The sequence below is a fragment of the Saccharospirillum sp. ABV4_185 genome (genome assembly GCF_056159245.1).
In genome coordinates this window covers 2,205,772-2,231,143 of record NZ_JBSWUW010000001.1, presented here as the reverse complement: position 1 = coordinate 2,231,143, position 25,372 = coordinate 2,205,772, and the positions used below count along the sequence as shown (strand labels likewise).

Genomic DNA, 25,372 nt, shown 5'->3' with positions numbered 1-25,372 from the left:
CTCATGCCGATGGTTCGTTGTCAGCCCGCCGCCCGACGGCAACACCGTTGGGGTAACGAGCATCAATGTATTCAATGTCATTCAGCTCAAGCGGACGGCGCTCCAGCAATGCCACCACCCGAGTCGTACGATCGAGCATGTCGCTGGAACCCAGCGCTACCTGAATGCCGTTATCCAATTGCAAATCCCAGGCGCCGCGCGGATGCATTCTTACCCCCGCCAGGCGCACACCCGAGTCAACAAAGACCCGTGAATATTGCAGATACTGATCCATCACCCGCTTGGCCTGACCACTGGGACCACGCAAATCCGCCAGCACCAGGTCAGCCACCGGACGAGACAATGGCTCGCCGTCACTGTTTAAAACCTGTTCGCCGTTCCAACGTGCCACCGGCTGATGTTCCTCAATGTGAATCTGCAACTGATCCGGCCAGACCTTACTGACCAGCGCCTGTGACACCCAGGGCAGCGCTTCAACATCTTTGCGCACCGCCTCCGGCGAAATCAGCAGCAGACTGCGCCCCTGGTACTGCGCCAGGGCGTCATCCAGATCGGCGCGGCTTTGATAGACCAACACCTCATCCAAGGCCCAGCTATTCAGCGCCAGCGGCTGCCAATTCACTTCCAAACCCAACACCCAGCGCCCGGCAGTCATCAACAGCGCCAACACCACCCCACCCGCCAGGGCCCGCAACCCATAGCGCAGTGGCTTACGCCAGTTGAGCGGACTCTTTCTCAGAGTCGCACCCTGTTTACGCTTACGCGCATCGTTCAAGAGGGCGTTCCCACCGTGGCCAGAATTTCGTGCATCAACTGCGGCAGCTCCCAGCCGTGCGCGCGTGACGCCTTCGGCACCAGGCTGTGATCGGTCATTCCCGGTATGGTATTGACCTCCAGCACCATGGCCTGGCCGGCTTCGTCCATCATCAGGTCGACCCGACCCCAGCCGTGACAACCCAAGGCGCGAAATGCCTGCAACGCCAGCGACTGCACCTCGGCTTCGCGCTCTGCGTTGAGACCGCAGGGCAGAAAATAACGGGTGTCATCGGACACATATTTCGCCTGGTAGTCATAAAATGTATTGGCGGCTTCCAAACGAATGGCCGGCAGCGCCTGATCGCCGACGATGCCAACGGTGTACTCACTGCCGGCGATAAATTGTTCAATCATCACTTCGCCATCGAAGCGAAACGCTTCAGCACAGGCCGCAGCCAACTGCCCGGAGCTGTCGACACGACTCATACCGATACTGGACCCTTCATGCACCGGCTTAACCATGACCGGATATTCCAATTGCTCCTGCACCGCTTCGCGCTCTGCATCGGAACGAATCACCGCAAAGGGCGGCGTCGAGATACCGGCACTGGCGAATACCCACTTGGAGCGCAACTTGTCCATGGCCAGGGCCGAACCGAGCACACCGCTGCCAACGTAGGGCAGGCCGTGCCACTCCAATAAGCCCTGTAACTGGCCATCTTCACCGCCACGGCCGTGTAACATCGGGAAAACCACATCGACGTCCAACTGACTGACCCAGTCAACCAAAGAGGCCTTATCGGTGACGTCCAAAGTGACCACCTCATAGCCCGCATCGCGCAGCGCCTGAATAACCGTCATACCGCTGTTCAAAGCGACTTCACGTTCGGCCGACATGCCACCGTAAGGCACCGCAACCCGCTTAAATTTTTTCACCGCTGTCATGCTTTAAACCCCAACTGAGCCTGAGCGATTTCTACCGACAGCGCACCGATATCACCGGCGCCCTGAGTCAGCAGCAAATCGCCATCGCGCAGGATGTCCGGCAACGCCTCCAGCACCTTGTCGCGATGTTCAATAAAGATCGGTTCCACCTTGCCGCGCATGCGCAAACTGCGGCTCAGGCTGCGGCCATCGGCACCGGGAATGGGTTCTTCGCCGGCGGCATAAACATCCAGCAGCAAGAGCGCATCGACCTTGGACAGAACATCGACAAAGTCTTCATACAGATCACGCGTGCGGCTGTAACGATGCGGTTGGAACAACACCACCAAACGCTTATCGGGCCAGCCACGACGAATGGCATCGAAGGTGACTGCCAGCTCGCGCGGATGATGGCCATAGTCATCGACCAGCATCACCTTGCCGTCCGGAATGCTGTACTCACCCTGCACCTGGAAGCGGCGACCAACGCCGTCGAATTCGTTCAAGCCTTCCTGGATGCCGGTGTCAGAAACCCCTTCGTCGCTGGCAACCGCTATGACCGCCAGCGCATTCAAGACGTTATGATCACCGGGCATGCGCAATGCGATATCCAGCGCCGGCAACTCACCCGGACGTTCCACCCGAAAACGCGTCACCATACCTTCCTGCTTGATATCGACGGCACGGTAATCAGCCTCTTCGCTAAAGCCATAGGTGACGAACTGACGGCTCAGTCGCGGCAGGATGGAACGCACGTGCTCATCATCGATGCACAGCACCGCCAGACCATAAAACGGCAGGTTGTGCAGAAATTGGATGTAGGTGTCTTTCAAGCGTTCGAAGTCACCGTCATAGGTATCCATATGATCGGCATCGATATTGGTGACGATGGCGGTCATCGGCTGCAGATGCAGGAAAGACGCATCGCTTTCATCCGCCTCAGCGACCAAATAACGACTGTTACCCAAACGCGCATTGGCACCGGCACTGTTCAATTTGCCGCCAATCACAAAGGTCGGATCCATGCCGCCTTTGGCCATCACCGATGCCATTAAAGAGGTGGTCGTGGTTTTACCGTGCGTACCAGCCACGGCGATGCCATGGCGATAACGCATCAACTCAGCGAGCATTTCGGCGCGCCGCACTACCGGCACACGACGATCCAGCGCCCACTTCACTTCCGGGTTGGCCGGATTGATGGCGCTGGAGACGACGACCACATCAGCACCGCTGACGTTGCTTTCGTCATGGCCGTAGAACACCGTCATACCCAGATCTTCGAGTCGGTTGGTCACTGCGCTGCGCTTTAAATCAGAGCCACTGATGGCGTAACCCTGGTTATGCAACACTTCCGCGATACCGCACATGCCTGCGCCACCGATACCGATAAAATGAATGCGACGAATGCGGCGCATCTCCGGGATCGGGAATTCCTGGCCGTTGTTTAAATCCAGACGCGTCATGCGGCTTGCTCCACTAAAATTTCATCGACGACCCGAACCACTCGACGGGCCGAATCGCGTATTCCCAGACGCCAGCTGTACTGCGCGCCTGCCTTTAATTCATCACGATGGTTGTGCCAATAGCGCAACCGCTCACTCAGACTCTCAGCGTTTAAATCCGCTTGATCGCACAACTCAGCGGCCTGTTCATCTACCAGCCACTGGGCATTGCGATACTGCTGCCGATCTTTATGCCAGGGGTAAGGCACCAGCAGGCTGTAAACCCCTACCGCGGCCAGCTCCGATACCGTCGAAGCACCACTGCGACAAATCACTAAATCAGCCCAGCTGTAGGCCTTGGCCATGTCATCGACAAACTCGACCACACTGGCGTCAACACCCGCAGAGCGATAGGCGGCAACAGTGGCGTCCGCCTTGTTGCGCCCAGCCTGATGCCATACTTCCGGTTGCTGCGCTTTAGACAGCTGAGCCACCGCCGCCGGCACGGTTTCATTCAAAGCCTGAGCCCCCTGACTGCCACCCATCACCAAAACCCGCAGGCGACTGTGTCCACCCAGGCCGCGCTCCGCCGGAGATGGCAAAGCGGTCAAGGCAGCCCGCACCGGATTACCGACCACCTCGACGTCGCCAACAAAGGTGCGTGGGAAGGCCTGCAACAAGCGCGTCGCCCGTTTGGCCAGGCGAGCGTTGGTCAAACCCGGCACGCCGTTTTGTTCGTGCAGCACCAGAGGCACACCGCGCAACAGAGCGGCAACGCCACCGGGCGCCGAGGCATAACCGCCGAAACCAATGACCGCCGCTGGCTTCAACCGCGCCAACAAACCCAGCGCCTGCAACAAAGCGCGCGCCAGGTTGAACGGTGCGATCAACTTGCGCAGCAGTCCTCCACCCTGCCAGGCGGTCACGCCAAGAGTGTGCAGATCAAAACCCGCACGCGGCACCAGATCCGCTTCCATACCACGACGCGCACCCAACCAACTGACCTGATAGCCGGCTTCATGCAAGGCTTCCGCTACGGCCATGGCCGGGAAGATATGCCCACCGGTACCGCCAGCCATGATCAAAATACGCTTCATGCCGTCGCCTCCTCGGTGTCGCGCGCCAACGATTCGTTGTAGACGCGATTCACCAATGCCAGCAACGACAAACACAACAACAAACTGGTCCCGCCCGACGACAAGAACGGCAAGGTCAAACCTTTAGTCGGCAACAAACCGGTGTTCACCCCGATATTGATCAACACCTGGATGGCAAACAGCAGACCTATGCCATAGCTGACAAAGGCACCAAATAAATAGCCTTTGCGCTCAGCCAGTCGGGCGATAAAAAACATCCGCTGAATCAAAATCCCGAACAGCACCAACACCGCCAGCACGCCAATCAAACCGAGTTCTTCACCAATAATGGCGAGAATAAAATCGTTATGCGCTTCAGGCAGATAAAACAGTTTCTGCATCGAATTACCCAGACCGACGCCAAACCATTCGCCACGACCAAAGGCGATCAGCGATTGCGTCAACTGGTAACCGCTGCCATAGACATTCTCGGGCGACCAGGGGTCCATAAAAGCCAGCACCCGGCGTACCCGATAAGCCTGCGAAAACACCATGATGGTGATAGCGCCGCCCGCTGCGACAATCGCCAGGAAAAACTGGCCAGCCTTCACACCACCCAAAAACAACATCCCGAGAATGGTGCCCAGCACCACCACCACCGTGCCGAAATCCGGCTCCAGCAGCAGCAACATAATCATCACCGACATCACTGCCAGCGGTTTGATAAAGCCGGATAACTGCGTCATTACTTCATCACGGCGACGCACCAAATAAGCCGAGACATAGAGGATGATGGCGCCCTTACCCAGCTCCGACGGCTGAAAACCAAATGGGCCCAGATCGATCCAGCGCCAGCTGCCTTTTACTTCACGACCGATACCAGGAATCAACACCAGCACCAGCAGCAACAAGGAGACGATCAAAAACACGCCGCTCAGTCGCTGCCATACCACCATCGGCACCACCGACACCAAAGCCGCCAGCGAAATGCCCAGCGTCAGGTACACCAGATGGCGCATCGTATAGTGATAAGGCACACCAAAATTCTGTTGGCTGATATCGATGGAGGCCGAGGCGATCATCACCACACCCAGAATCAGCAACGACAGCGCACTGCCGAGCAACCAGCGATCACCGCGCCATAGCGGCTGATAAGCCGCACCCAGGCGATCGGTCAATAACGGCAGACTGCGTGTTTGAGCGGTCATGACAACGCCTCCACCTGAGCCCGAAACACCTCACCGCGATGTTCAAAATTACGGAACTGATCGAAGCTTGCGCAGGCCGGCGACAACAACACAGTGTCACCCTCGGTGGCCTGCTTCACCGCCGCCTGAAAAGCGTCTTCCATCCGATCAAGTCGTTGCGCCAAAGAACCGATGACGCTGGCCAACAAATCACCATCTTCGCCATAGGCAAAAACCGCCTTGCACAACTCATTAACCGGTGTTGCCAAGGGCGCAAAGTCAGCGTCTTTACCCTGTCCGCCCAGCAGCAGAATTAATCGACCCGGGGCTTCACGGCCCAACCCTTCGACAGCCGCCAAGGTCGCGCCAACGTTGGTACCTTTTGAGTCGTTGACGTAACGCACACCGGACTTGGTCGCTACCCATTCGCAGCGATGCGGCAAGCCTTTAAAGCTGCGCAACGATTCCAGCATCGCCACTTGCGGCAGGTCCACCGCCGCCCCCAATGCCAGGCTGGCCAAGGCATTGACCAGATTATGTCGACCCGGCAAAGCGACTTCGCGGCTGGGCAATAACAGCTGATCACCCTGGGCCATCCATTCTTCACCTTCATGCTGCACCAGACCGAAATTACCCGCCGTCGGTTGATCCAAACCGAAAGACACCACCGGCGTTTCCAGCGGCGTTTGTGTCAGCGCATCGGCCCGGTTAAACACCACCTGTTTGGCGCCGCGATAAATACGCAACTTGGCTTGGCGGTAGGCCTCAAAACTGTCGTAGCGATCCAAATGGTCTTCGCTGACGTTCAAAATGGTGGCGACATCGGCAATCAATGGCGGCAATAATTCCAACTGAAAACTGGACAGTTCCAAAATCGCCAGATCGGCCGGTTCAGCCAATAATTCCAACGCTGGCTTACCCAGGTTGCCACCCACCACATAAGCCTGACGCGACAAGCGCGCCATATCAGCCACCCAGGACGTCACAGTGGATTTGGCGTTGGAACCGGTAATCAAAACCAGCTTTCCGACAAAGGCTTGATGAAACAATTCAATGTCCGAGGTCACCGGCACACCGGCATCGATGGCCGCTTTAATCGCCGGCGTCGCCAAAGGCACACCCGGACTCAGCACCAGAATATCGGCCTGCTTTAATTGCTCGGCGGAAAAAGCACCGGTGGTTAATTCCACTTCAGGAAATTCACGCTGTAATGCTTCCCGACCCGGCGGCTCGTCGCGACTGTCGACCACCGCCACGCCCTGGCCGCGTGCGCGCAAAAAGCGCACACAGGACAAGCCTGTAGCGCCCAAGCCGACGACCAGATAATCGCGTTTTGCGGTGATCGGTTTCATCTCAACGAATCTTCAACGTAGCCAGTCCGATCAACACCAAAATAACGGTGAGGATCCAGAATCGAACAATGACCCGAGGCTCGGGCCAACCCTTTAATTCATAGTGGTGATGCAACGGCGCCATGCGGAAAATGCGACGACCGGTCAGCTTGAACGACGCCACCTGTAAAATGACCGACAGCGTCTCAGCGACGAAGACGCCGCCCATAATGAACAGCACCAATTCCTGGCGCACGATAACCGCAATAACACCCAGAGCCGCACCCAAAGCGAGCGAACCAACGTCACCCATAAAGACCTGTGCCGGATAGGTGTTGAACCACAAAAACCCGAGGCCGGCGCCGACCAAAGCGCCGCAAAAAACAATCAATTCACCGGCGCCAAATACATAAGGAATCTGCAGGTAATCGGAATAAACGCTGTTACCGGCGGCGTAAGCAAAGACACCGAGCGCACCGGCAATTAATACCGTCGGCAAAATAGCCAGTCCATCCAGACCATCGGTCAGGTTGACCGCGTTAGAAGTACCGACAATGACGAAGTAAGTCAGCACCACAAAGAAACCGCCCAAGGTGATAGCAACTTCTTTAAAGAACGGCACATAAAGCGTGTTTTCAACCACACCACCGGCGGTTAAAAACAACGCTAAGGCAGCTCCGAGACCGAACATCGATTGCGCCAGATATTTGGTCCGCGCCGGCAAGCCTTTGCTGTTGCGCTTCACCACCTTGAGGTAGTCATCAACCCAGCCAATCACACCAAAACCGGCGGTTACACCGATGGTGATCCAGACATAACGATTACTCAGATCGGACCACAACAAGGCCGATGCAATGATAGAAATCAGAATCAAAGCACCACCCATGGTCGGCGTGCCGGCTTTGCTTAAATGCGTTTGCGGACCATCACTGCGCACCGACTGACCAATCTGATATTGGCGCAGCGTTCGGATCAGCCAGGGGCCTAGCAACAAAGACACGCCCAGCGCTGTCAGCACACCAAAGATGGCGCGCAGCGTCAGGTATTGCAGCACGCCAAAACCGCTGTGCAATTCCATTAAATAGGGCGTTAACCAAACAAACATCAGGTTTTCCTTTTCAGGGTTTCAACAACCCTTTCCATGCCCGCGCTGCGTGATCCTTTCACCAACACCGCAGTGGTTTTTGTCAGACGTGATGACAAGGCCGCCATCAACGTTTCAATTGAGTCAAAGTGTTCGCCGCCGCAAGCGGCGCTGGCAGACGCGGATAAAGTGCCCAGCGTCCACACCGCACTGATTCGCCCCCACGCGTAATCACCAACCTGGGCATGCAAGCGTTCGGCGTCTGCGCCGAGTTCGGCCATATCGCCCAGGATCAACAGGGTGTCGTCACTGCTTGGCGCCAACACATCAATAGCCGCACGCACCGACGCCGGATTGGCGTTATAAGAATCGTCAACCAACAAGCCACCGTGTTGCGATGGTACGGGCTGCAACCGACCCGGCTCGGGCTGCATCGCCTGCAAACCTTCACCGATTGTCGGCAACGACAGGCCAGCGACCCAGGCCGTGGCTGCTGCGGCGACGGCGTTTAAAGCCATATGCCGACCCAGCATCGGCCAGCTCACGGAAATTTCTCCGGCCGGTAAACGCACGCGAAATGCCGAACCCGTCGCCGTAGTTTCGAAATCCAACAACCGAACATCGGCTTGTTCAGACTCGCCAAAGCTAATTACCGAGCGCGATCCGGCACGCTTACGCCACTGTTCAAAAGCCGGGTCATCCCAGTTCAAAACGCAATGACCATCGGCCAGCGTGCCGTCGATAATTTCGCCCTTGGCAAGACGCACACCGTCGAGCCCACCAAAACCCTCAGAGTGCGCTTCGGATGCATTCAGCAGCAGACTGATATGTGGCTGACTAAAACCGGCGGTCCAGGCGATTTCACCCTGGGCATTGGCGCCAAGTTCGAGCAACACACGACGATGTTCAGCACCGATTCGAAACCAGGTTTTGGGCACGCCGATGTCGTTATTGAAGTTACCTTCAGTCGCCAATAAACCCGGCTGCTGAGCAAAAATTCGTTGCAGCATGGCGCGCGTCGATGTCTTGCCGGCGCTGCCGGTTAACGCCACTACTTGACCGCTAAATGCCTGACGCAACAAGCCCGCCAGTTGCCCCAATGCCAGGCGCGTATCCGGCACCATAAGCTGTGCCACAGCGGTATTTTGTTTTGCTTCAACTACCACCGCGGCCGCGCCTTTTTCCACGGCGGCGTCGACATAGGCATGGCCGTCAAAATGCTCGCCTTTGAGCGCCACATAAATATCGCCAGCAGTGAGTGAACGACTGTCGGTCGACAGCTTTGTCACGACAACATCGTCACCTAATAATTGACCGCCAGCGACTTCGGCCCATTGGCTCAGTTTCGGCTCAGTCCACATGCTGAGCCTCCTGCCAATCGCGCACCGTTTGCTGATCGGAAAAGTCGTAACGCACACCGGATATTTCCTGATAGGCCTCGTGACCTTTACCGGCGATCAGGATGACGTCGTTTTCGCCGCTGCGACTGAGGGTGTCGAAAATGGCATCGTGTCGGTCCGCAATCACCGTGACCGCTTCAGGCCCGGTAAAGCCGGCGCGAATATCCGCCAGAATGCTGGCGGAGGATTCAGAGCGCGGGTTGTCGTCGGTGATCACCACAAAGTCGGCACCGGCTTCAGCAACAGCGGCCATCTCAGGACGCTTGCCTTTATCACGATCACCACCGCAACCGAAGATAACACCCAGGCGACCTTCAACGTGGTCACGGCAAGCGCTCAAAGCTTTCTCCAACGCATCGGGCGTATGGGCGTAATCGACCACCACGGTCGGCCCGCCTTCAAGCAATAATTTTTCCATCCGGCCGCTGACCGGACGCAGATTCGACAGCACCCGCGCAGCTGTCGACAATGGCACGTCTTCACACAATAAAACCGCAAAAGCGGCCAGTGCATTGCTGAGATTAAAGCGTCCCAACAACGGCAGATTCAGCTCGGTTTCACCCCAGGGCGTGGCAACGCGCGCGTCCAGACCGGTGGGATGACAGCGGTACGCCAGCACGCGAATATCCGCCTGCTCATGCTCGCCATAGGTCAGCACCCGCTCGGCGCGAATACTGTCTAGGTGGCTCTGCACCCAGGCGTCATCCAGATTGACCACCGCACTGACCAGACCCGGCCACTGGAACAGCCGCCATTTGGCGTCGCCATAGGCGTCCATCGTGCCGTGATAATCGAGGTGATCACGACTGAGATTGGTAAACACGGCGGTGCGATAACGCACGCTGTCGACACGACCTTGATCGAGCCCGTGCGACGACACTTCCATCGCCGAATAACGACCACCCTGCACCCACTGGCGTGACAACTCTTTATGCAGCCGGATCACATCGGGCGTGGTGTTTTGGGTCTGCTGCAAGGCGCCCCACAAACCCTGACCATTGGTGCCGATGATGCCGCAGCGACGCCCGAGAAAATCCAGCGACTGAGCGATGTACTGGCAGGTCGAGGTCTTGCCATTGGTGCCGGTAATACCGATCACGCCCAGTTGTTCGGACGGTGCATCGAAAAAACGATGCGCCAGCTCACCCAATTCGGCGCGCAACTGCGGCAGCACCAGGATTGGCACCTCACGCTCACCGACCGAACGCTCAGCCAAAACGGCAACCGCGCCGGCGTCAATGGCAGCGTCGATGTAATCGTGACCGTCAAATGCGCCGCCCGCCAAAGCGACAAAGACGCTACCGCGCCGGACTTCGCGACTGTCCAGTGTTAAATCGAGCGCTTTAATGCCAGCCAATTCAGCGTGCCCGGGCAACCAGGTCGACAACTCTTTCATGAGCCAACCTCCTGCAACCGCGCCTGTGCCGGAATGCGATCCGGCGCTATACCGAGCAACGGCAAGGCCTGATTCATAATGCCGCGAAAGACCGGCGCCGGAACTTCACCACCGTAATAGTGATCCGGCGGCGGCTCGTTAATGACCACCACGGTAATCACCTGAGGATCCTGCGCCGGCGCAATGCCAACAAAAGACGAGATGTATTTTTCATCTTCGTAACCCTGAGCCCCGACCTTATGAACGGTGCCGGTTTTGCCGGCCACGCTGTACCAGTCCAAGGCCGCGCGACTGCCGGTACCGGCGGGCGTCACCACGGTTTCCATCATGGCCAGCACTTGGTGCGCCACTTCCGGCGATACCACCTGCTCGCCCGGCTGTACCGGCGTATCGAGCAGGATACGGGCGTTTACCCGGCGTCCATCGTTGGCCAAAGTGGCGTAGGCCTGTGCCAGTTGCAGCGGCGTTACTGCCAGACCGTAGCCGTAAGACATGGCGCCTTGCTCGACCGGACGCCAGTTCAGCGGATTGGGCAAACGGCCCGTTGCTTCACCGGGATAACCGATACCAGTGGTTTGCCCCAGACCCAGACCATAAAAGGTTTCCCACATCTGCTGACCATCAAGCTGCATCGCCACCCGCGCCATACCAACGTTGCTCGACTTGGTGATGATGCCGGTCATATCGAGCGTGCCGTAATTGCGAAAATCGCGAATGGTGTACTCGCCCAGGCGCAGATAACCCGGCGAGGTATCGATCACATCGGTCGCACTGAACTGGCCGCTGGACAGCGCCGTCGCCATGCTCAGCGGCTTCATCACCGAGCCCGGCTCGAACTGATCGGTCATGGCGCGATTACGTGTCGAAGCCGGTAATAATTGGGCGCGATCGTTGGGGTTGAAACCCGGCTGATTCACCATCGCCAGCACATCGCCAGTCGCGACATCCATCACCACCGCCGAACCGCCGCGTGCACCATATTGCGTGACGGCCTTTTTCAGTTCGCGATAGGCCAGATATTGCAAGCGCAGATCGATGGTCAGGCTCAGATCGCGACCGGATTGCGGCGCCTGCAATTCACCGACATCGCGCACCGCACGACCGAGCAAATCACGAATCACTTCTTTGCGACCGGGCTCGGAGCTCAACTCGTTTTCGAACGCCAGCTCCACACCTTCCTGACCGTGATCGTCGACGTCGGTAAAGCCAACCACATGAGCCGCCACTTCCCCGGCCGGATAAAACCGCTTGTATTCGGTCAGTCCGTAAACACCGGCAATACCGCGATCGAGAATCCGCTCAGCCACTTCCGGCGCCAGATGCCGGCTGACGTACATAAAGGCACGGTGCTGCTGACGGCGCGCCGCCAGGGTGCGCACCGGAACCTGCGTCGCTTCTGCCAGCGCCGGCAAATCTTCTTCACGCAGTTCACGCGGATCAGCCCAGACCGACACCACCGGCGTACTCACCGCCACAGGTTCGCCATGACGATCGGTGAGCATACCGCGCGGTGCGTTCACCACCTCGATACGTTGCCAACGCGAGGTGCCCTGATCGATCAAAAAGTCCTTATCCAACACCTGCAAACTGACCACGCGCCAAACGACCAAGAGCACCAAGGCTCCCAGTACGGTTTGCACGAAATAAAAACGCCAGTTCGCCAACATCAGCGGCTTGCCTCTTCATCGGATTGCGCCCGGCCCAACCAGCGCACCTGGTCGTCACCGGGCTCGGTCATCTGTAATTGCTCACGCGCCAACCGCTCGACTCGCGCCGGCGATGAAAACGCACTTTCTTCCAACAACAGCCGGCCCCACTGTTCCTCGAGCGCCTGACTCTGCTGACGCATCGATTCCAACTGGGCATAACGCACCCGGCTCTGATAAGTCACCATCACCACGGCAAAGGCCGAAATCAGCACCAACACCAACAGTGCCAGCGTCACCAGACGACGAGGCCAGGGCGCCGCCATTACAACTTCTCCGCCACTCTCAAGGTGGCGCTGCGCGAACGCTGATTGACTGCCGTTTCTGCGGCGCTCGGCCGAATCGCTTTGCCAACTCGCTTCATGCTTTTATCGATGGCGCTTTCGGGAATCGGCAAACCCGGCGGCAGTTCCGGCCCCTGTTCCGCCTCGCGCATAAAATGCTTTACCGCCCGGTCTTCCAAACTGTGAAAACTGATCACCGCTAAGCGCCCGCCCGGAGCCAATATCTCAACCGCATCGGCCAACAAACTTTCCAGGTCACCCAATTCGTTATTGATATAGATACGAATCGCCTGAAAGCTGCGCGTGGCCGGATGCTTGTGCCGCTCCCAGGCCGGATGCGCCTGAGCGATCACTTCGGCCAACTGCAAAGTACGCGTCAGCGGCTCTTGTTCACGAGCGCGCAGGATGGCGCGCGCGATACGACGGCTGTAGCGTTCGTCACCGAAGCGATACAGCACATCCGCCAAGTCGGTTTCGCCGACCCGGGCAATCCAGTCGGCCGCACTTTCGCCCTGACTGGGATCCATACGCATATCCAGCGGACCGTCCGAGCGAAAACTGAAGCCACGCTCGGCGTCATCCAGTTGCGGCGATGACACGCCCAAATCCAACAGCAGACCGCGCACCTGACCGACCAAACCCAGCCGCTGCAATTGCGCTTTCAAATCGGCAAAGCTGGCGTGACAGACGACGACCCGCGCATCTTCACTGGCCAGTTGCTCGGCCTGTTCGATGGCTTGCGGATCTTTGTCGACCACCACCAGACGGCCGTCACTTGCCAAACGCGTCAGTATCAGCCGACTGTGACCACCGCGGCCAAAGGTGCCATCCACATAAACACCGTCGTCGACCGCCAGTGCCGCCACCGCTTCCTGCAGCAACACCGTTTCATGGCTGAACTGGCCTGGCTCGACGGTCACAATGAAATTTGCTCCAACTCAGCGGTGAGCGTTTCCGCATCGCCGGCTTCATCCAGATAGGCGTCACGAGTCTGAGCCCACTGCTCTTCGGACCAGAGCTCGAACTTATTGCCCTGCCCCAACAACACCACTTTTTTGTCCAGCTCGGCGTAGTCACGCAACGGCGGTGGCACCAGCACACGACCAGAAGCGTCCATCTCGACGTCGGTGGCATGACCGACCAACAAACGCTGAATACGGCGCGCGGCTTTATTAAAGCTGGACAAAGCAGAAATCTTTTCCTGAATCACTTCCCATTCAGGCAAGGGATAAATCAGCAGGCAGCGGGCTTCGGTATCGATGGTGGTGACCAAAGCGCCTTCGGCCATCGACTGCAGCAGGGCGCGATAACGACTGGGCACAGCAATACGACCCTTGGCGTCTAACGCCAGGGTGTGCACGCCCCGTAACATCATCGTCTGTGTCCCAGCCATAATGGTCTGTTCCGCTGCCTGAATTTCGGCGCCGGGTTAGTGGTTACTTACAACCCCAAAAACCCACTTTCCGCCACTTTTCTCCACAATGCGACACTATAGGAGCGGCAACAGCCACAAGCAAGTGGTCACTAGCCGGGAAAGCTAAAAAAAAAGCAGGTAAAACAGAAGCTTACGAAGTGGTTCACAGTCCCCAAGAAAAAGTTAGCGAACACTAACAGTGCAAACAGGCCTCCAGAGGATGAGTTAGCTGCGAAAGTTAAAGTGATTTATTAGGTAAAAGACTGTTTTCGAATAGATGTAAAGAATTAGATAACCAGGGGAAGTTAAAAATAACTCAGACGGGAGTGGCGTGCCGGACGGGAGACGGAAGCGGAGTGCCGCCCAGACGCTAGACGCACGCTGCGCTGACGGCAGACGCTGGGTTAGCGTCTCCCGTCTGGGCGGCACTCCGCTCCCGTTCGAAAAAAATGCGAACTGGCCGATAAGCCGGGTTCTGTCGTGGACAGTCATTCATCTAGCCCGGACGTCACCGTCCGGGTCAAGCAGCCTACCCGGTCCCAGCGCGGGCCGCGCCTTAATGGGACTCTATTTGGCCTTGCTCCAGGTGGGGTTTACCATCGCCGACTCTGTTACCAGAGCCGCGGTGCGCTCTTACCGCACCTTTTCACCCTTACCATCCGCAAGCGAATGGCGGTTTCCTTTCTGCTGCACTTTCCGTCGGCTTTCGCCGCCCAGACGTTATCTGGCACCCTGCCCTATGGAGCCCGGACTTTCCTCCCCTTCTTTCGAAGCGGCGACTGCCTGGCCAGCTCGCGCCGGGGACAATACGGGTTTGCGCAGGATTGGCAAGTGTTTTAATTCGACGCCGGTTTTTCCAGCGCGATAATGCGCTCGTACCAGTCCTTTTTACGACCACCGATCAAGTCGACCAGGGTCGCTGCCGCCGCCTTGGGTGGCATCAAAGGCGCCAGCACTCTCATTAATTGTTCGCCATCTAACTGGCTCTGAGTAGCAGCGGTGGTTTCTGCTGCACCTCCGATCATCAATACAAACTCGCCTTTACGCTGATCAGCATCCGCGGCAACTTGCGCACGAATATCCGCAGCCGTGCCCCGCAGCACCGTCTCAAACTGCTTGGTCAATTCACGCGCCAGACTCAGCGGCCGTTCCGCGCCCAACACCTCAACGATGTCATCCAGGCAACGCTCAATGCGATGGCTGCTTTCGTAGATCACCAGGGTTCGGCTTTCACTCGCCAGTTGCTGCAAGCGCTGCTGGCGCTGACCCGGCTTGGCCGGCAAAAAACCTTCGAAGACCCAACGATCAGTCGGCAAACCAGCCACGCTCAAAGCCGCCGTTACCGCGCTGACACCGGGCACCGGCCGAACCTCAAAACCGGCCGCAGCCACAGCACGAACCAAGGGAAAGCCCGGATCGGAAATCAGCGGAGTACCGGCATCGCTGATCAGTGCCACACGCTGACCCTGATCGAGTAAAGAAAGAATAAAGTCGATGCGTTCGCGTTCGTTGTGTTCGTGCACCGAAACCAGCTTCGGACGCGCGCCCAGATGGTCCAGCAGGCGGCGACTGTGGCGGGTATCTTCGCAACAGCAGACCTCAACTTCGTTCAGTATCTGTGCGGCACGACGGGTTATATCATCGAGATGGCCGATGGGCGTTGCCACCACATAAAGAGCGCTGGGCAACGAAGAGTCGGTGGTCATGGAAGGCCTGTCAGTTGGGCGGTGGCGCGATTTTCAAGCGCGCCCCCTTCTAGAGTAGAATGCGCTTCATTATTGTAACCGTCTTTGGGTGGAAGTTAACAATGCCATTGCGCTCCAGCGCCCGGCTGCTTGCCTGGCTTTTTGCACTGTTGCTGGCCGGCTGCGCCAGTCAGGGTCCCCGGCCGACCGGAATGGACAGCCCGATGACGGACCTTTCGTCCATCGACAGCATCCAGCAACGACTCGATGTCGCACGCCAATTATTGAACGAACAACACACCGAAGAGGCTGAAGTTGCCTTAAGCGTTATCCAGTTCGATCAACTTTCCATCGCCGAACAAACCGATTACGCCGAGCTGCGCGCCGAGCTGGCACTGCAGCATGGTGACGGCCAGGAAGCGCTGAACTGGCTGGTCGGCGACTACGCATATCTGTATGACGGCCTGCCGATGCAACGCCAGATTGATCTGCGTCTCAAGCGTGCTGAAGCCTATGAAATGGTGGGCGAATATCTGGCCGCTGCCCGCGAGCGTATTTTCCTGGCGCCGCAGTTGGAAGGCGACAACGCACAAAACAACCGCGATCGTATCTGGTCGGCATTGCAACGCGTTCCGGAAGAACAACTGCGCACTCTGATCGAAGCTGAATCCAGCCCGGACCTGACCGGCTGGCTGGAACTGGCACTGATTACCCGCGAAAACGTCGACGACGTGCGCCAGCAACTGCTGGCCATCACCAACTGGATCAACAGCCACCGCAGTCACCCGGCTGCCCGCAACCTGCCGGGCGATCTGGCCTTGCTGCGCGAACTGGCCAATCGTCAGCCGCAGAACATTGCCGTGCTGGTACCACTGTCCGGTCCGCTGGAAAAAGCCGGCCGCGCCATTCGCAGCGGCCTGCTGGCTGCCTGGTATGAAGCCCGCGCCAACGGTCGCGAAACGCCGGCCATCAGCTTTTTTGATACCGCGTTGAACGACGATGTCTACAACGTCTACAAGCAGGCGGTGTTTGAAGGTGCTGATCTGGTGATCGGCCCGCTGGATAAAAATCGCGTCCAGCGCCTGCAAAGCCAGGCGGCTTTAACCGTACCGGTATTGGCGTTGAATTACGGTGATGACCGCCTGCCGGCGCCGGAGAATTTCTATCAGTTCGGTCTGGCGCCGGAAGACGAAGCCATCCAAGTCGCCGATCAGGCCTGGCAGGAAGGTCATCGTCGCGCCATGGTGCTGGCCCCCAATACCGACTGGGGGCGCAAGGTCAGCGATGCCTTTATTCAGCGCTGGGAACGCCAGGGCGGCCACATCACCAGCCGCTCGCTGTTCACCCAGCCCGATCAATACCTCTATACCGTCAAGCGCGCCTTAAACATCGACGACAGCGAACAACGCGAGCGCAACATTGCGCGGCTGACCGATCGTAACCTGGTATTCGAACCACGCCGTCGTCAGGACATTGATATTATTTTTATGGTTGCCTTCCCGCCACAGGCGAGACAGCTCAAACCCATTTTGAATTATCAGTACGCCACGGCCATACCGGTCATGGGCACCTCCCACCTATACGCCGGTGCGCTTAACCGCGAACGCGATGAAGATCTCAACGGCGTGCAGTTCGTCGAAATGCCCTGGAAACTGCACGAATCAGCGTTGGAAAGCGATATAGAGCAGGCGTTTAACGAAGAGTTCAGCGGTTATGAAACCCTGATCGCCCTGGGTGTGGACGCCTATCAACTGCATCCCCGCCTGGTGCAATTGCAGCGTTTCCCGACCGCTCGTGTTTATGGTGAAACCGGCATATTGCGGCTGGACCCAAACCGACGCATTCATCGTGAACTCACTTGGGCGACCATCACCGAGGGTGTCGCCCAAGCCAGCGACGGCCCCTTGCCGTCGACCGAGCCCAGACCCTGATGGCATGGCAACCGAGTGCCGGCGTTGAAGCGGAAGATCAGGCTGAACGCTGGTGCCGGGAGCAACAAGGCTGGCGCACCCTGGCGCGCAATTATCGCGTCACTCAGGGTGAGCTGGATTTAATCTGCGCCGATGGCGACACCCTGGTGTTCATCGAAGTACGCCAGCGTCGCAACGCCCGCTACGGTGGCGCTGCTGCCTCAGTCACACTGAGCAAACAACGCAAACTGATCGCGGCGGCCCAGCGCTATTTACAAGACAATCCGCGCCAGGCCAGACGACCCAGTCGATTCGACGTCATCACCCTGGGGGCTGACGGTCAACTCGACTGGATCAAAGGAGCTTTTACCGCCTGATGAAACCAGACGACATTATCTACGAACAGATCGGCCAAAGCCTGGAAAGCTTCCAACTGGCCGCCGAACAGCTGGATGACCTGCTGCATCACGGCGCCGAACTGCTGACCCAGGCCCTGCTCAGCGACGGCAAAATTCTGGTCTGTGGCATGGGCAGCTCAGCCGCCAACGGCCAGGGTTTTGTTACCCGCATGCTGAGCCGCTTTGAGCTGGAACGACCGGGATTGCCGGCACTGGCGTTATCGGGCGATGGTTTGCTGCTGACCGGCATCAGCCACGACACCAACCCCAATGACATCTATGCGCGCCAGATACGAACGCTGGGCCACGCCACCGACGTGCTGTTAACGCTGTCATCAACCGGTAACGCGCCACCGGTCATTAAAGCCATCCAGGCGGCACATGAAATGGGCATGAGAGTGGTCGCCCTGACCGGTGGTGGTGGGGGCGATATTGCTACTCTGCTGGAAGACAACGACGTCGAACTGCGCGTTGCCGCCGACAAGAGCGGCCTGATCCAACTGACTCATCATCTACTGTTGAACTGCCTCGGCGAATTGATCGAGCACCAATTGTTTGGAAGCGAACTCTGATGAAAATCCTGACCCTGATTCCAATCGCCCTGACTCTCTGCCTGACCGGCTGTGCCTCCATCCTCGGCGGTGTTTCCGGTGATAAACCCATCACCCCCGACCCTGAAGGCCGCTCCATGGGCGAAGTCATCGATGACAACAGCCTGACCGCTCGCCTGGAAGTGAATCTGGAGAAAGCCTCACCCGGGTTAAAAGAAGGCCGCGTCAAGGTGCACAGTAATGCCGGCATCGTCTTGCTGGTGGGCCAGGTGGCCAACGAAGCGCTGGTGCGTCAGGCATCGGAAGTAGTACGCCGAGATCCGGCCGTCAAGGCGGTGCACAATCACCTGACCGTCCAGGAATCCTTATCGGCCGGTGTGCGCGCCAATGACAGCTGGCTGGCCGTCAAGGTTCGCTCACGCATGTTCACGCGCGATAACTTTCCGTCATCGCACGTTGATGTCATTGTTGAAGAAGGCATCGTTTATCTGATGGGCCGCGTCAGCGAAAATACTGCCCGTCAGGCTGCTCAGATCGCTACTGAAGTTAACGGCGTACAGCGAGTGGTTACCGTTTTCTCACGGGCATCGGCGAACAATCCCTGATCGAAATCAGGACAAGTGGTGCGCAACGCGCTAACCTTAAAGCAGCTATTAACAAGGCTGGCGTTGACTAAACGCCAGTCATAATAAGACGCAAGGGGGAGCCATCATGTTCGCGAACCAGCATATTGTCGTCCTTATTGATCCAGCCGAAGACAGCGCCCTGGCGGTGCAAAAAGCCAGCCGGCTGGCCAAACTCGAAAACGCCCGCCTGACGCTCTTCGCCTGTGGTTACAACGCCACCCTGGCGTCCAATCACCCACTCGATCCCGATTCCGCCGAACGCGCCAAAAAGGCCTACATGCATCGCCTGTTGGAGGGCCTGGAAACCATCGCCGACATTGCCCGCGGCGAAGGCGTCGAAGTCACCACCGAAGGCCAGTGGGACAAACACGCCGGCGCTGCTTTGTTACAGTTTCTGGAGCAACATCCGACCGACATGGTGGTCAAGGCGACTCACCATCAGAACGTCATTCAGCGGACTTTTTTCAGCCAGACCGACTGGGAACTGATCCGCCATTGCCCACTGCCGATTCTGCTGACCAAAGCCAACGCCTGGAACGATCCTATCCGCGTCACCGCCGCGGTCGATCCGGTTCAGGCCAACGACAAACCGGATTCACTGGATGAACACATCGTGCGCTGGGGCAAGGATTTCACCAGCCGGATGAGCGGCGAACTGCAGCTGCTGCACGTTTACGACCCAACGCCCTTATTGATCTATCTCGATCAACCCACCATTGACAGCGCCGACATCAGCGAAGACATTCGCGACCAGCATGAAACCGCATTAAAGACGCTGGCCAAACAACATCAAATCGCTGAAACCAATACCGTTTTAGAAACCGGTTCAACGCTGTCAGTTATCCCCGACCATCTACACCAGGCCAATATCGATCTGGTGATTATGGGCGCGGTACCGCGCTCCGGCCTGGAACGCTGGCTGCTCGGCCACACCGCCGAGAAAATTCTCGACCGCATTACTGTGGACATTCTGATCGTTAAATAAATCAGCGCACCACAACACAAAAGGCCCGGAATTTCCGGGCCTTTTAATGGATTGAACGAATCGTTAGAAAATTTCTTCCGGCTCAAGGCCAAACAGCGACGGCTCGCCAAAATCGACATCCTCACCCTGCTCGTCCGGCGGTACGATCTCGCCTTCGTAATCCGAGTTTTCACGCGTCACGATAATTTCCACGCGTCGGTTTTGCGCCCGTCCTTCAAGGGTGTCGTTGCTGGCCAGAGGCTCGGTACTGCCGTGGCCGACAATCTGGAACCGCTCTTCCGGCATCTCCGGCGCTTCCCATAAATACTCACCCACTGACAAGGCACGGGCGGCACTCAGCAGCCAATTATTACGGAACTGGCTGGAGGAAATGGGAATATTATCGGTATGCCCTTCAATGGAAATATCGCCCGGCACCGTCACCAGCAATTCGCGCACCCTATCCAGAATGGGCAGGAAACGATCAGCCACATAGTCGGTACCTTCGCCAAAGGATTGTTCCTTAACACGAATCACGATGGTCTGTTCGATGGTTTCGATTTCCAGCAAACCCTCGGCAATCACATCCGACAAAGCCGTGGCCATGGACTCCGCCTGGCGCTGCACTTCTTCGTCGATGGCATCGTCCGGCACCACCACGCGGCGCGTCAATTCACCTTCCGGGCCTTGCGACTCTTCCTGCATCAGCAAGGTATCCTGACACAGTACTTCCAACGTATCGCGCTGTTCATCGATAGTATTCTGACGCACCACATTGATCGGTGTCGGCTCAGGCCGCGCCGGGCTGAATTCGCGCGCAATAATGCTGGTGCCTTTGGGCACACGGTCTGCGGTAATTTCGGTTTGCACACCGAAGGCATTACGCAGCGAACCGGCCAAGCGCTTGAATTTCAGCGCGTCCAATTCGGAAAAAGACAGCAACAGCACAAAAAAGCACATCAACAGTGCCATCAAATCCGAGAAGGTCGCCATCCAGGCCGCTAGGCCAGGCTCACATTCGGGGCAATCGTCTTCGACTTCTTCGCTCATGACGTCTCCGCTGATACCGCCTTAATCGACGCCACGCTTGGTCGCAGGCAGATAGCTCTTCAACATGGACTCAATAATACGGGGGTTTTGACCGCCCTGAATGGACAGCAGGCCGTCAATGACCATCCGCTGAATGCGCTCTTCCTCTTCGGCGCGCAACTTGAGTTTATCCTTGATCGGCAACGCAAAGGCGGTTGCCATAAAGGAGCCATAGAGCGTTGTCAGCAAGGCCACCGCCATCGCCGGGCCGATGGATTTGGGGTCATCCATATTGGCGAGCATCGCCACCAGACCGATCAGCGTACCGATCATGCCCATGGCCGGGGCGACATCGCCGATGTAGGAGAAGAAATAACCACCGGCCAGATGGCGTTCGGTGGTCATTTTCATATCGCGAGTCATCAGCTGGCGCACCACATCGGGGTCGTGACCATCGACCAACAACTGAATGCCCTTGGCGAGAAATTCGTTACTGGTTTCACGACCTTCTAACGACAGCAGACCACCTTTACGAGCGGCATCGGCCAGCTCAACAACCTCATCGATCAGGTCTTCCGGCTGGACGATCTTGAATGAAAACGCCTTGCCAATAATGCCACCGACACCCAGGAATTTATCCAGGGTGAGTTTCGACATGGCCACGAAAATGGAGCCAACCACCACAATCAAAATAGAGGGCACGTTGACGTACATACCGACACTGCCGTTCAACAGCATCGCCATGGCGACCATGGCAAAAGCGCCAAACAGGCCAATAATAGAAGCTAAATCCACAGTGTTACCTTCCCCAGCAATCCGGTTTGCAAACCCGACGATGTATTCTAGCAGCAACTGCGCTGGGTCCGCTGTCTTTACGCGGCCATCAGACGCATGCTGGTACGGGTATCCAGAGTATCGGCCGCAGCTGGCAATAGTTGATTCCTTTTGCCGGCGCCGTTACCTTTGCGCCCAACTGTCCGCAGGAAGCCCCCATGAGCGACGCCAAACAAGCCGATTTCGAAAGCCAGATGCAAGCGCTGGAACAACTGGTGGAGCGCCTTGAATCCGGTGAACTGTCACTCGACGATGCCATGAAGACTTTCGAGCAAGGTATCCGCCTGACCCGCGATTGCCAGTCAGCACTGGATCAGGCCGAACAAAAAGTCCAGGTATTGCTCGGTGACGAGGGTGCCGAACGGCTCGAGCCGTTAAGCGATGAAGATTGACCACTGTGCCCACCGATCTTAGCGCCTTTCAACAGGCCACCCGCGAACAACTCGAAAACCATCTTGAGCAGCTATTGAGCGACACCACGGCGCCGCGCCTGACCGAGGCCATGCGTTACTCAGTGCTCGGTGGCGGCAAGCGCTTGCGACCCTTACTGGTGCGCGCCACAGCGGTCAGCCTGGGCGATCACAGCGATCGCTGGCTGGCACCGGCGGCGGCCGTGGAAATGATCCACGCCTACAGCCTGATTCACGATGATCTGCCGGCCATGGATGACGACGACCTGCGTCGCGGCCGCCCAACCAACCACCGCGCCTTCGACGAAGCCACCGCCATCCTCGCCGGTGACGCCTTGCAAAGCCTGGCTTTTGAGCACCTCAGCGCACAGCCGGATGTCGATCCGGGTATTCGTCTGACCATGATTCAACGCCTGGCGCACAGCAGCGGCCAGACCGGCATGGTCGGCGGCCAGATGCAGGACCTGCTGGCCGAAGGGCAAGCGCTGGAACTGTCGCAATTGGCTGGCGTCCATCGGCTGAAAACCGGTGCTTTGATCGAAACCGCCATCGAACTGGGCGCACTGTGCACTCAGGCAACTGAGGGCACCCTCGACAGCCTCGGCCGCTATGGCGCTGCCTTGGGCCTGGCCTTCCAGATCACCGACGACATCCTCGACGTCACCGCCGACACCGCCACTCTGGGCAAACCCCAGGGCAGCGACGCGGCACGCGGCAAATCGACCTACGTCAGCCTGCTCGGGCTGGACAAGGCACGCCATCATGCCAAGTTGCAGACCGATCTGGCGCACGCCGCCCTGACCGAATTGTCGCTGCCACCTGAAGCTCCCCTGCACTGGCTGGCCGACTGGCTGCTCAGTCGCAATCATTGACACCGTTCAATATCCGATTGATTGCCGCTGGGGTCGCCGAAAGCTTTCCGGTAAACTGTGCGCCGCCACCGAAGAGGTGGTTTTCAGCGGACCAGTCAAAGCCTTAGGCTGGGTCCTACTTCATCCGTTACACCATCCTCGGCGCGCGCCGCGGATCGCCATCTTTGGCTCAGGCAGGATCACTAAGCATTCATGAAGGTATTTACTCGCATCCCCCAACAACGGCCCAGTACGCCACTGCTCGATCGCATTGACCTGCCTGCAGATCTGCGCCGACTCAGCCTGGCTGAATTACCGGTGCTGGCCGATGAGCTGCGCGAATTCCTGCTCTACAGCGTGGGCCAGACCGGTGGCCATTTTGGCGCTGGCCTGGGTGTGGTCGAGCTGACCATAGCGCTGCACTACGTCTACCAGACGCCTGACGAAAGACTGGTTTGGGATGTTGGTCATCAGGCCTATCCCCACAAAATTCTCACCGGCCGTCGTGAGCGCATGAACTCCATGCGCCAGGCTGACGGCTTGGCTGCCTTTCCCAAGCGCGGGGAAAGCGACTACGACACCTTCGGTGTCGGCCATTCCAGCACCTCGATCTCCGCCGCTTTGGGCATGGCCATCAGCGACCGACTGCTGGGTGAAAGCCGCCAAAGCGTTGCCGTTATCGGCGACGGCGCCCTGACCGCCGGCATGGCCTTCGAAGCCCTGAATCATGCCGGTCACGATGGCGCCAACCTGCTGGTGATTCTGAACGATAACGATATGTCGATTTCGGAAAACGTCGGCGCGCTGTCCACGGCTTTTGCACGCGTGTTTTCATCCAAAACCTATTCGCACCTGCGCGAAAATTCCAAGAAGGTGTTGCAGAACCTGCCGCCGGTTCTGGAGTTTGCCCGCCGCGCCGAAGAGCACGTCAAGGGCATGGTGTCACCGGCCACCCTGTTCGAAGAAATGGGCTTTAATTACGTCGGCCCGGTGGATGGCCACGACGTTGTCGGTCTGGTACAGACACTGCGTAATTTACGCACCTTCAAAGGCCCGCAATTTCTGCACGTCGCCACGCAAAAAGGCAAAGGCTTTACCCCGGCGGAAAACGAACCGATCAAATATCACGCCATCACCAAGCTGGAAAAATCCGAACCGAAATCCGCCAGCAGCGCACCGGCTGGCATCAAATATTCCGCCGTCTTCGGTCAATGGCTGTGTGATATGGCCGCCGCCGACGAGCGCCTGGTCGGTATTACCCCGGCCATGCGTGAAGGTTCCGATCTGGTGCAGTTTTCAGAACGTTTTCCGCAACGCTATATCGACGTTGCCATTGCCGAGCAACACGCCGTTACCCTGGCAGCAGGCCTCGCCTGCGACAGTGCCAAACCGGTGGTTGCCATCTATTCAACCTTCCTGCAGCGCGCTTACGACCAACTGATCCACGACGTCGCCATCCAGAATCTGGATGTGCTGTTCGCCATTGATCGTGCCGGCCTGGTGGGCGAAGACGGCCCCACCCACGCTGGCAGTTTCGATCTGAGTTTCCTGCGCTGTGTGCCCAATCTGGTGATTATGGCGCCCAAAGACGAAGCGGAATGCCGACGCATGCTGAGCACCGGTTATCGTCACCCTGGCCCGGCGGCCGTGCGTTATCCACGCGGCACTGGCCCGGGCGCAGCCATCGACGAAAGCCTGGATGATCTGCCCATCGGCCAGGCCGAAGTGCTACGCGAGGGTGCCGATCTGGCCATCCTGGCGTTCGGCAGTCTGGTCACACCGGCACAGCAGGTTGCCGAGGCATTGGATGCAACCCTGATCAACATGCGCTTCATCAAACCGCTGGATCGCGACCGCGTTCTGGCCGTCGCCCGCAGCCACAGCCGACTGGTGACAGTGGAAGAAAACGCCGTCATGGGCGGTGCCGGTTCGGCCGTTTGTGAATGTCTGCACGACGCCGGTCTGAGCGTCGAGGTATTGCAACTGGGCTTACCGGATCGATTTATCGACCACGCCAAACCGGCTGAAATGCTGCACGAAGCCGGCCTTGATGCCGAAGGTATCCGCGCTGCTATCGAACAACGCTGGCGCTGATTGATCCGCCCCGGAGGCAG

Annotated in this window: 24 protein-coding genes and 1 other RNA gene; 8 read left to right on the top strand and 17 right to left on the bottom strand. The window is 58.0% G+C overall.

Going from position 1 to position 25,372, the window contains the following annotated elements; genetic code table 11:
* Position 1: 1 nt before the first annotated feature.
* The 15 genes from ACXAE6_RS10420 to rsmI all read right to left on the bottom strand — a co-directional run bounded on the left by ACXAE6_RS10420 (position 2) and on the right by rsmI (position 15,706).
* The gene (locus ACXAE6_RS10420; protein ID WP_475147287.1) at positions 2–775 is read right to left on the bottom strand and encodes a cell division protein FtsQ/DivIB; all 774 of its coding nucleotides are present in this window, start codon (positions 773–775) and stop codon (positions 2–4) included.
* Positions 772–1,701 (bottom strand): D-alanine--D-alanine ligase, encoded by a 930-nt coding sequence (locus tag ACXAE6_RS10415; protein ID WP_475147285.1) that lies wholly within the window; start codon positions 1,699–1,701, stop codon positions 772–774. Before ACXAE6_RS10415 ends, ACXAE6_RS10420 begins: the two co-directional genes overlap by 4 nt.
* Complete coding sequence (gene murC / locus ACXAE6_RS10410; RefSeq protein ID WP_475147282.1) at positions 1,698–3,143, bottom strand: UDP-N-acetylmuramate--L-alanine ligase; 1,446 nt, start codon at positions 3,141–3,143, stop codon at positions 1,698–1,700. The genes ACXAE6_RS10415 and murC overlap by 4 nt, the downstream gene beginning before the upstream one ends.
* Positions 3,140–4,219 (bottom strand): undecaprenyldiphospho-muramoylpentapeptide beta-N-acetylglucosaminyltransferase, encoded by a 1,080-nt coding sequence (murG, locus tag ACXAE6_RS10405; protein WP_475147278.1) that lies wholly within the window; start codon positions 4,217–4,219, stop codon positions 3,140–3,142. The genes murC and murG overlap by 4 nt, the downstream gene beginning before the upstream one ends.
* Positions 4,216–5,406, bottom strand: coding sequence for a putative lipid II flippase FtsW (ftsW, locus tag ACXAE6_RS10400; protein ID WP_475147274.1), 1,191 nt, complete (start codon positions 5,404–5,406; stop codon positions 4,216–4,218). The genes murG and ftsW overlap by 4 nt, the downstream gene beginning before the upstream one ends.
* Positions 5,403–6,737 (bottom strand): UDP-N-acetylmuramoyl-L-alanine--D-glutamate ligase, encoded by a 1,335-nt coding sequence (gene murD, locus ACXAE6_RS10395; protein WP_475147270.1) that lies wholly within the window; start codon positions 6,735–6,737, stop codon positions 5,403–5,405. The genes ftsW and murD overlap by 4 nt, the downstream gene beginning before the upstream one ends.
* Position 6,738: 1 nt before the next feature.
* Positions 6,739–7,821 carry a phospho-N-acetylmuramoyl-pentapeptide-transferase gene (gene mraY, locus ACXAE6_RS10390; RefSeq protein ID WP_475147269.1) on the bottom strand — a complete coding sequence of 361 codons (1,083 nt, stop codon included), beginning with the start codon at positions 7,819–7,821 and terminating at the stop codon, positions 6,739–6,741.
* Positions 7,821–9,161 (bottom strand): UDP-N-acetylmuramoyl-tripeptide--D-alanyl-D-alanine ligase, encoded by a 1,341-nt coding sequence (locus ACXAE6_RS10385; RefSeq protein ID WP_475147266.1) that lies wholly within the window; start codon positions 9,159–9,161, stop codon positions 7,821–7,823. The genes mraY and ACXAE6_RS10385 overlap by 1 nt, the downstream gene beginning before the upstream one ends.
* Positions 9,151–10,596 carry a UDP-N-acetylmuramoyl-L-alanyl-D-glutamate--2,6-diaminopimelate ligase gene (locus ACXAE6_RS10380; protein WP_475147264.1) on the bottom strand — a complete coding sequence of 482 codons (1,446 nt, stop codon included), beginning with the start codon at positions 10,594–10,596 and terminating at the stop codon, positions 9,151–9,153. Before ACXAE6_RS10380 ends, ACXAE6_RS10385 begins: the two co-directional genes overlap by 11 nt.
* Positions 10,593–12,263: a peptidoglycan D,D-transpeptidase FtsI family protein gene (locus ACXAE6_RS10375; RefSeq protein WP_475147261.1), complete on the bottom strand. Its 1,671-nt coding sequence runs from the start codon at positions 12,261–12,263 to the stop codon at positions 10,593–10,595. The genes ACXAE6_RS10380 and ACXAE6_RS10375 overlap by 4 nt, the downstream gene beginning before the upstream one ends.
* Positions 12,263–12,568: a cell division protein FtsL gene (ftsL, locus tag ACXAE6_RS10370; RefSeq protein WP_475147256.1), complete on the bottom strand. Its 306-nt coding sequence runs from the start codon at positions 12,566–12,568 to the stop codon at positions 12,263–12,265. Before ftsL ends, ACXAE6_RS10375 begins: the two co-directional genes overlap by 1 nt.
* Positions 12,568–13,506, bottom strand: coding sequence for a 16S rRNA (cytosine(1402)-N(4))-methyltransferase RsmH (gene rsmH, locus ACXAE6_RS10365; RefSeq protein ID WP_475147254.1), 939 nt, complete (start codon positions 13,504–13,506; stop codon positions 12,568–12,570). Before rsmH ends, ftsL begins: the two co-directional genes overlap by 1 nt.
* The gene (gene mraZ, locus ACXAE6_RS10360; protein WP_108162897.1) at positions 13,503–13,958 is read right to left on the bottom strand and encodes a division/cell wall cluster transcriptional repressor MraZ; all 456 of its coding nucleotides are present in this window, start codon (positions 13,956–13,958) and stop codon (positions 13,503–13,505) included. The genes rsmH and mraZ overlap by 4 nt, the downstream gene beginning before the upstream one ends.
* A gap of 490 nt (positions 13,959–14,448) precedes the next feature.
* Positions 14,449–14,795: RNase P RNA component class A (rnpB, locus tag ACXAE6_RS10355), an RNA gene on the bottom strand.
* A gap of 41 nt (positions 14,796–14,836) precedes the next feature.
* Complete coding sequence (gene rsmI, locus ACXAE6_RS10350; RefSeq protein ID WP_475147250.1) at positions 14,837–15,706, bottom strand: 16S rRNA (cytidine(1402)-2'-O)-methyltransferase; 870 nt, start codon at positions 15,704–15,706, stop codon at positions 14,837–14,839.
* A 101-nt stretch (positions 15,707–15,807) separates the two neighbouring features.
* Between rsmI and ACXAE6_RS10345 the strand changes: the two genes are divergently transcribed.
* From ACXAE6_RS10345 to ACXAE6_RS10325, 5 genes are all read left to right on the top strand, one after another.
* Positions 15,808–17,616 (top strand): penicillin-binding protein activator, encoded by a 1,809-nt coding sequence (locus ACXAE6_RS10345; protein ID WP_475147247.1) that lies wholly within the window; start codon positions 15,808–15,810, stop codon positions 17,614–17,616.
* Entirely contained in the window at positions 17,616–17,972 is a 357-nt protein-coding gene (locus ACXAE6_RS10340; protein ID WP_392804473.1) for a YraN family protein, read from the top strand. Before ACXAE6_RS10345 ends, ACXAE6_RS10340 begins: the two co-directional genes overlap by 1 nt.
* Complete coding sequence (locus ACXAE6_RS10335) at positions 17,972–18,565, top strand: D-sedoheptulose-7-phosphate isomerase (RefSeq protein ID WP_475147236.1); 594 nt, start codon at positions 17,972–17,974, stop codon at positions 18,563–18,565. The genes ACXAE6_RS10340 and ACXAE6_RS10335 overlap by 1 nt, the downstream gene beginning before the upstream one ends.
* Entirely contained in the window at positions 18,565–19,149 is a 585-nt protein-coding gene (locus ACXAE6_RS10330; protein WP_475147230.1) for a BON domain-containing protein, read from the top strand. The genes ACXAE6_RS10335 and ACXAE6_RS10330 overlap by 1 nt, the downstream gene beginning before the upstream one ends.
* 106 nt (positions 19,150–19,255) lie before the next feature.
* Entirely contained in the window at positions 19,256–20,155 is a 900-nt protein-coding gene (locus tag ACXAE6_RS10325) for a universal stress protein (RefSeq protein ID WP_475147224.1), read from the top strand.
* A 63-nt stretch (positions 20,156–20,218) separates the two neighbouring features.
* Here ACXAE6_RS10325 and ACXAE6_RS10320 read toward each other — a convergent pair whose 3' ends face one another.
* Both ACXAE6_RS10320 and pomA read right to left on the bottom strand, forming a co-directional pair.
* Positions 20,219–21,184 (bottom strand): MotB family protein, encoded by a 966-nt coding sequence (locus ACXAE6_RS10320; protein WP_475147218.1) that lies wholly within the window; start codon positions 21,182–21,184, stop codon positions 20,219–20,221.
* A gap of 21 nt (positions 21,185–21,205) precedes the next feature.
* Positions 21,206–21,958: a flagellar motor protein PomA gene (pomA, locus tag ACXAE6_RS10315; RefSeq protein WP_475147212.1), complete on the bottom strand. Its 753-nt coding sequence runs from the start codon at positions 21,956–21,958 to the stop codon at positions 21,206–21,208.
* A 197-nt stretch (positions 21,959–22,155) separates the two neighbouring features.
* Between pomA and ACXAE6_RS10310 the strand changes: the two genes are divergently transcribed.
* The 3 genes from ACXAE6_RS10310 to dxs all read left to right on the top strand — a co-directional run bounded on the left by ACXAE6_RS10310 (position 22,156) and on the right by dxs (position 25,352).
* Positions 22,156–22,389, top strand: a complete 234-nt coding sequence (locus tag ACXAE6_RS10310; RefSeq protein ID WP_392804489.1) for an exodeoxyribonuclease VII small subunit — start codon at positions 22,156–22,158, stop codon at positions 22,387–22,389.
* Positions 22,390–22,394: 5 nt separating this feature from the next.
* A complete protein-coding gene (locus ACXAE6_RS10305) occupies positions 22,395–23,279 on the top strand; it encodes a polyprenyl synthetase family protein (RefSeq protein WP_475147205.1) in 885 nt (294 codons plus the stop codon).
* A 192-nt stretch (positions 23,280–23,471) separates the two neighbouring features.
* Positions 23,472–25,352, top strand: coding sequence for a 1-deoxy-D-xylulose-5-phosphate synthase (dxs, locus tag ACXAE6_RS10300; protein ID WP_475147201.1), 1,881 nt, complete (start codon positions 23,472–23,474; stop codon positions 25,350–25,352).
* The last annotated feature ends 20 nt before the right edge of the window (positions 25,353–25,372 follow it).

Coding starts and splice junctions, on each gene's coding strand:
- murD (WP_475147270.1), bottom strand. CDS start 6,737: ATGAAACCGATCACCGCAAAACGCGATTATCTGGTCGTCGGCTTGGGC.
- ACXAE6_RS10375 (WP_475147261.1), bottom strand. CDS start 12,263: ATGTTGGCGAACTGGCGTTTTTATTTCGTGCAAACCGTACTGGGAGCC.
- ACXAE6_RS10340 (WP_392804473.1), top strand. CDS start 17,616: ATGGCATGGCAACCGAGTGCCGGCGTTGAAGCGGAAGATCAGGCTGAA.
- rsmI (WP_475147250.1), bottom strand. CDS start 15,706: ATGACCACCGACTCTTCGTTGCCCAGCGCTCTTTATGTGGTGGCAACG.
- murG (WP_475147278.1), bottom strand. CDS start 4,219: ATGAAGCGTATTTTGATCATGGCTGGCGGTACCGGTGGGCATATCTTC.
- ACXAE6_RS10310 (WP_392804489.1), top strand. CDS start 22,156: ATGAGCGACGCCAAACAAGCCGATTTCGAAAGCCAGATGCAAGCGCTG.
- ftsL (WP_475147256.1), bottom strand. CDS start 12,568: ATGGCGGCGCCCTGGCCTCGTCGTCTGGTGACGCTGGCACTGTTGGTG.
- mraY (WP_475147269.1), bottom strand. CDS start 7,821: ATGTTTGTTTGGTTAACGCCCTATTTAATGGAATTGCACAGCGGTTTT.
- ACXAE6_RS10415 (WP_475147285.1), bottom strand. CDS start 1,701: ATGACAGCGGTGAAAAAATTTAAGCGGGTTGCGGTGCCTTACGGTGGC.
- ACXAE6_RS10385 (WP_475147266.1), bottom strand. CDS start 9,161: ATGTGGACTGAGCCGAAACTGAGCCAATGGGCCGAAGTCGCTGGCGGT.
- mraZ (WP_108162897.1), bottom strand. CDS start 13,958: ATGTTACGGGGCGTGCACACCCTGGCGTTAGACGCCAAGGGTCGTATT.
- ACXAE6_RS10325 (WP_475147224.1), top strand. CDS start 19,256: ATGTTCGCGAACCAGCATATTGTCGTCCTTATTGATCCAGCCGAAGAC.
- ACXAE6_RS10335 (WP_475147236.1), top strand. CDS start 17,972: ATGAAACCAGACGACATTATCTACGAACAGATCGGCCAAAGCCTGGAA.
- ACXAE6_RS10345 (WP_475147247.1), top strand. CDS start 15,808: ATGCCATTGCGCTCCAGCGCCCGGCTGCTTGCCTGGCTTTTTGCACTG.
- murC (WP_475147282.1), bottom strand. CDS start 3,143: ATGACGCGTCTGGATTTAAACAACGGCCAGGAATTCCCGATCCCGGAG.
- dxs (WP_475147201.1), top strand. CDS start 23,472: ATGAAGGTATTTACTCGCATCCCCCAACAACGGCCCAGTACGCCACTG.
- ACXAE6_RS10330 (WP_475147230.1), top strand. CDS start 18,565: ATGAAAATCCTGACCCTGATTCCAATCGCCCTGACTCTCTGCCTGACC.
- ftsW (WP_475147274.1), bottom strand. CDS start 5,406: ATGACCGCTCAAACACGCAGTCTGCCGTTATTGACCGATCGCCTGGGT.
- ACXAE6_RS10380 (WP_475147264.1), bottom strand. CDS start 10,596: ATGAAAGAGTTGTCGACCTGGTTGCCCGGGCACGCTGAATTGGCTGGC.
- ACXAE6_RS10320 (WP_475147218.1), bottom strand. CDS start 21,184: ATGAGCGAAGAAGTCGAAGACGATTGCCCCGAATGTGAGCCTGGCCTA.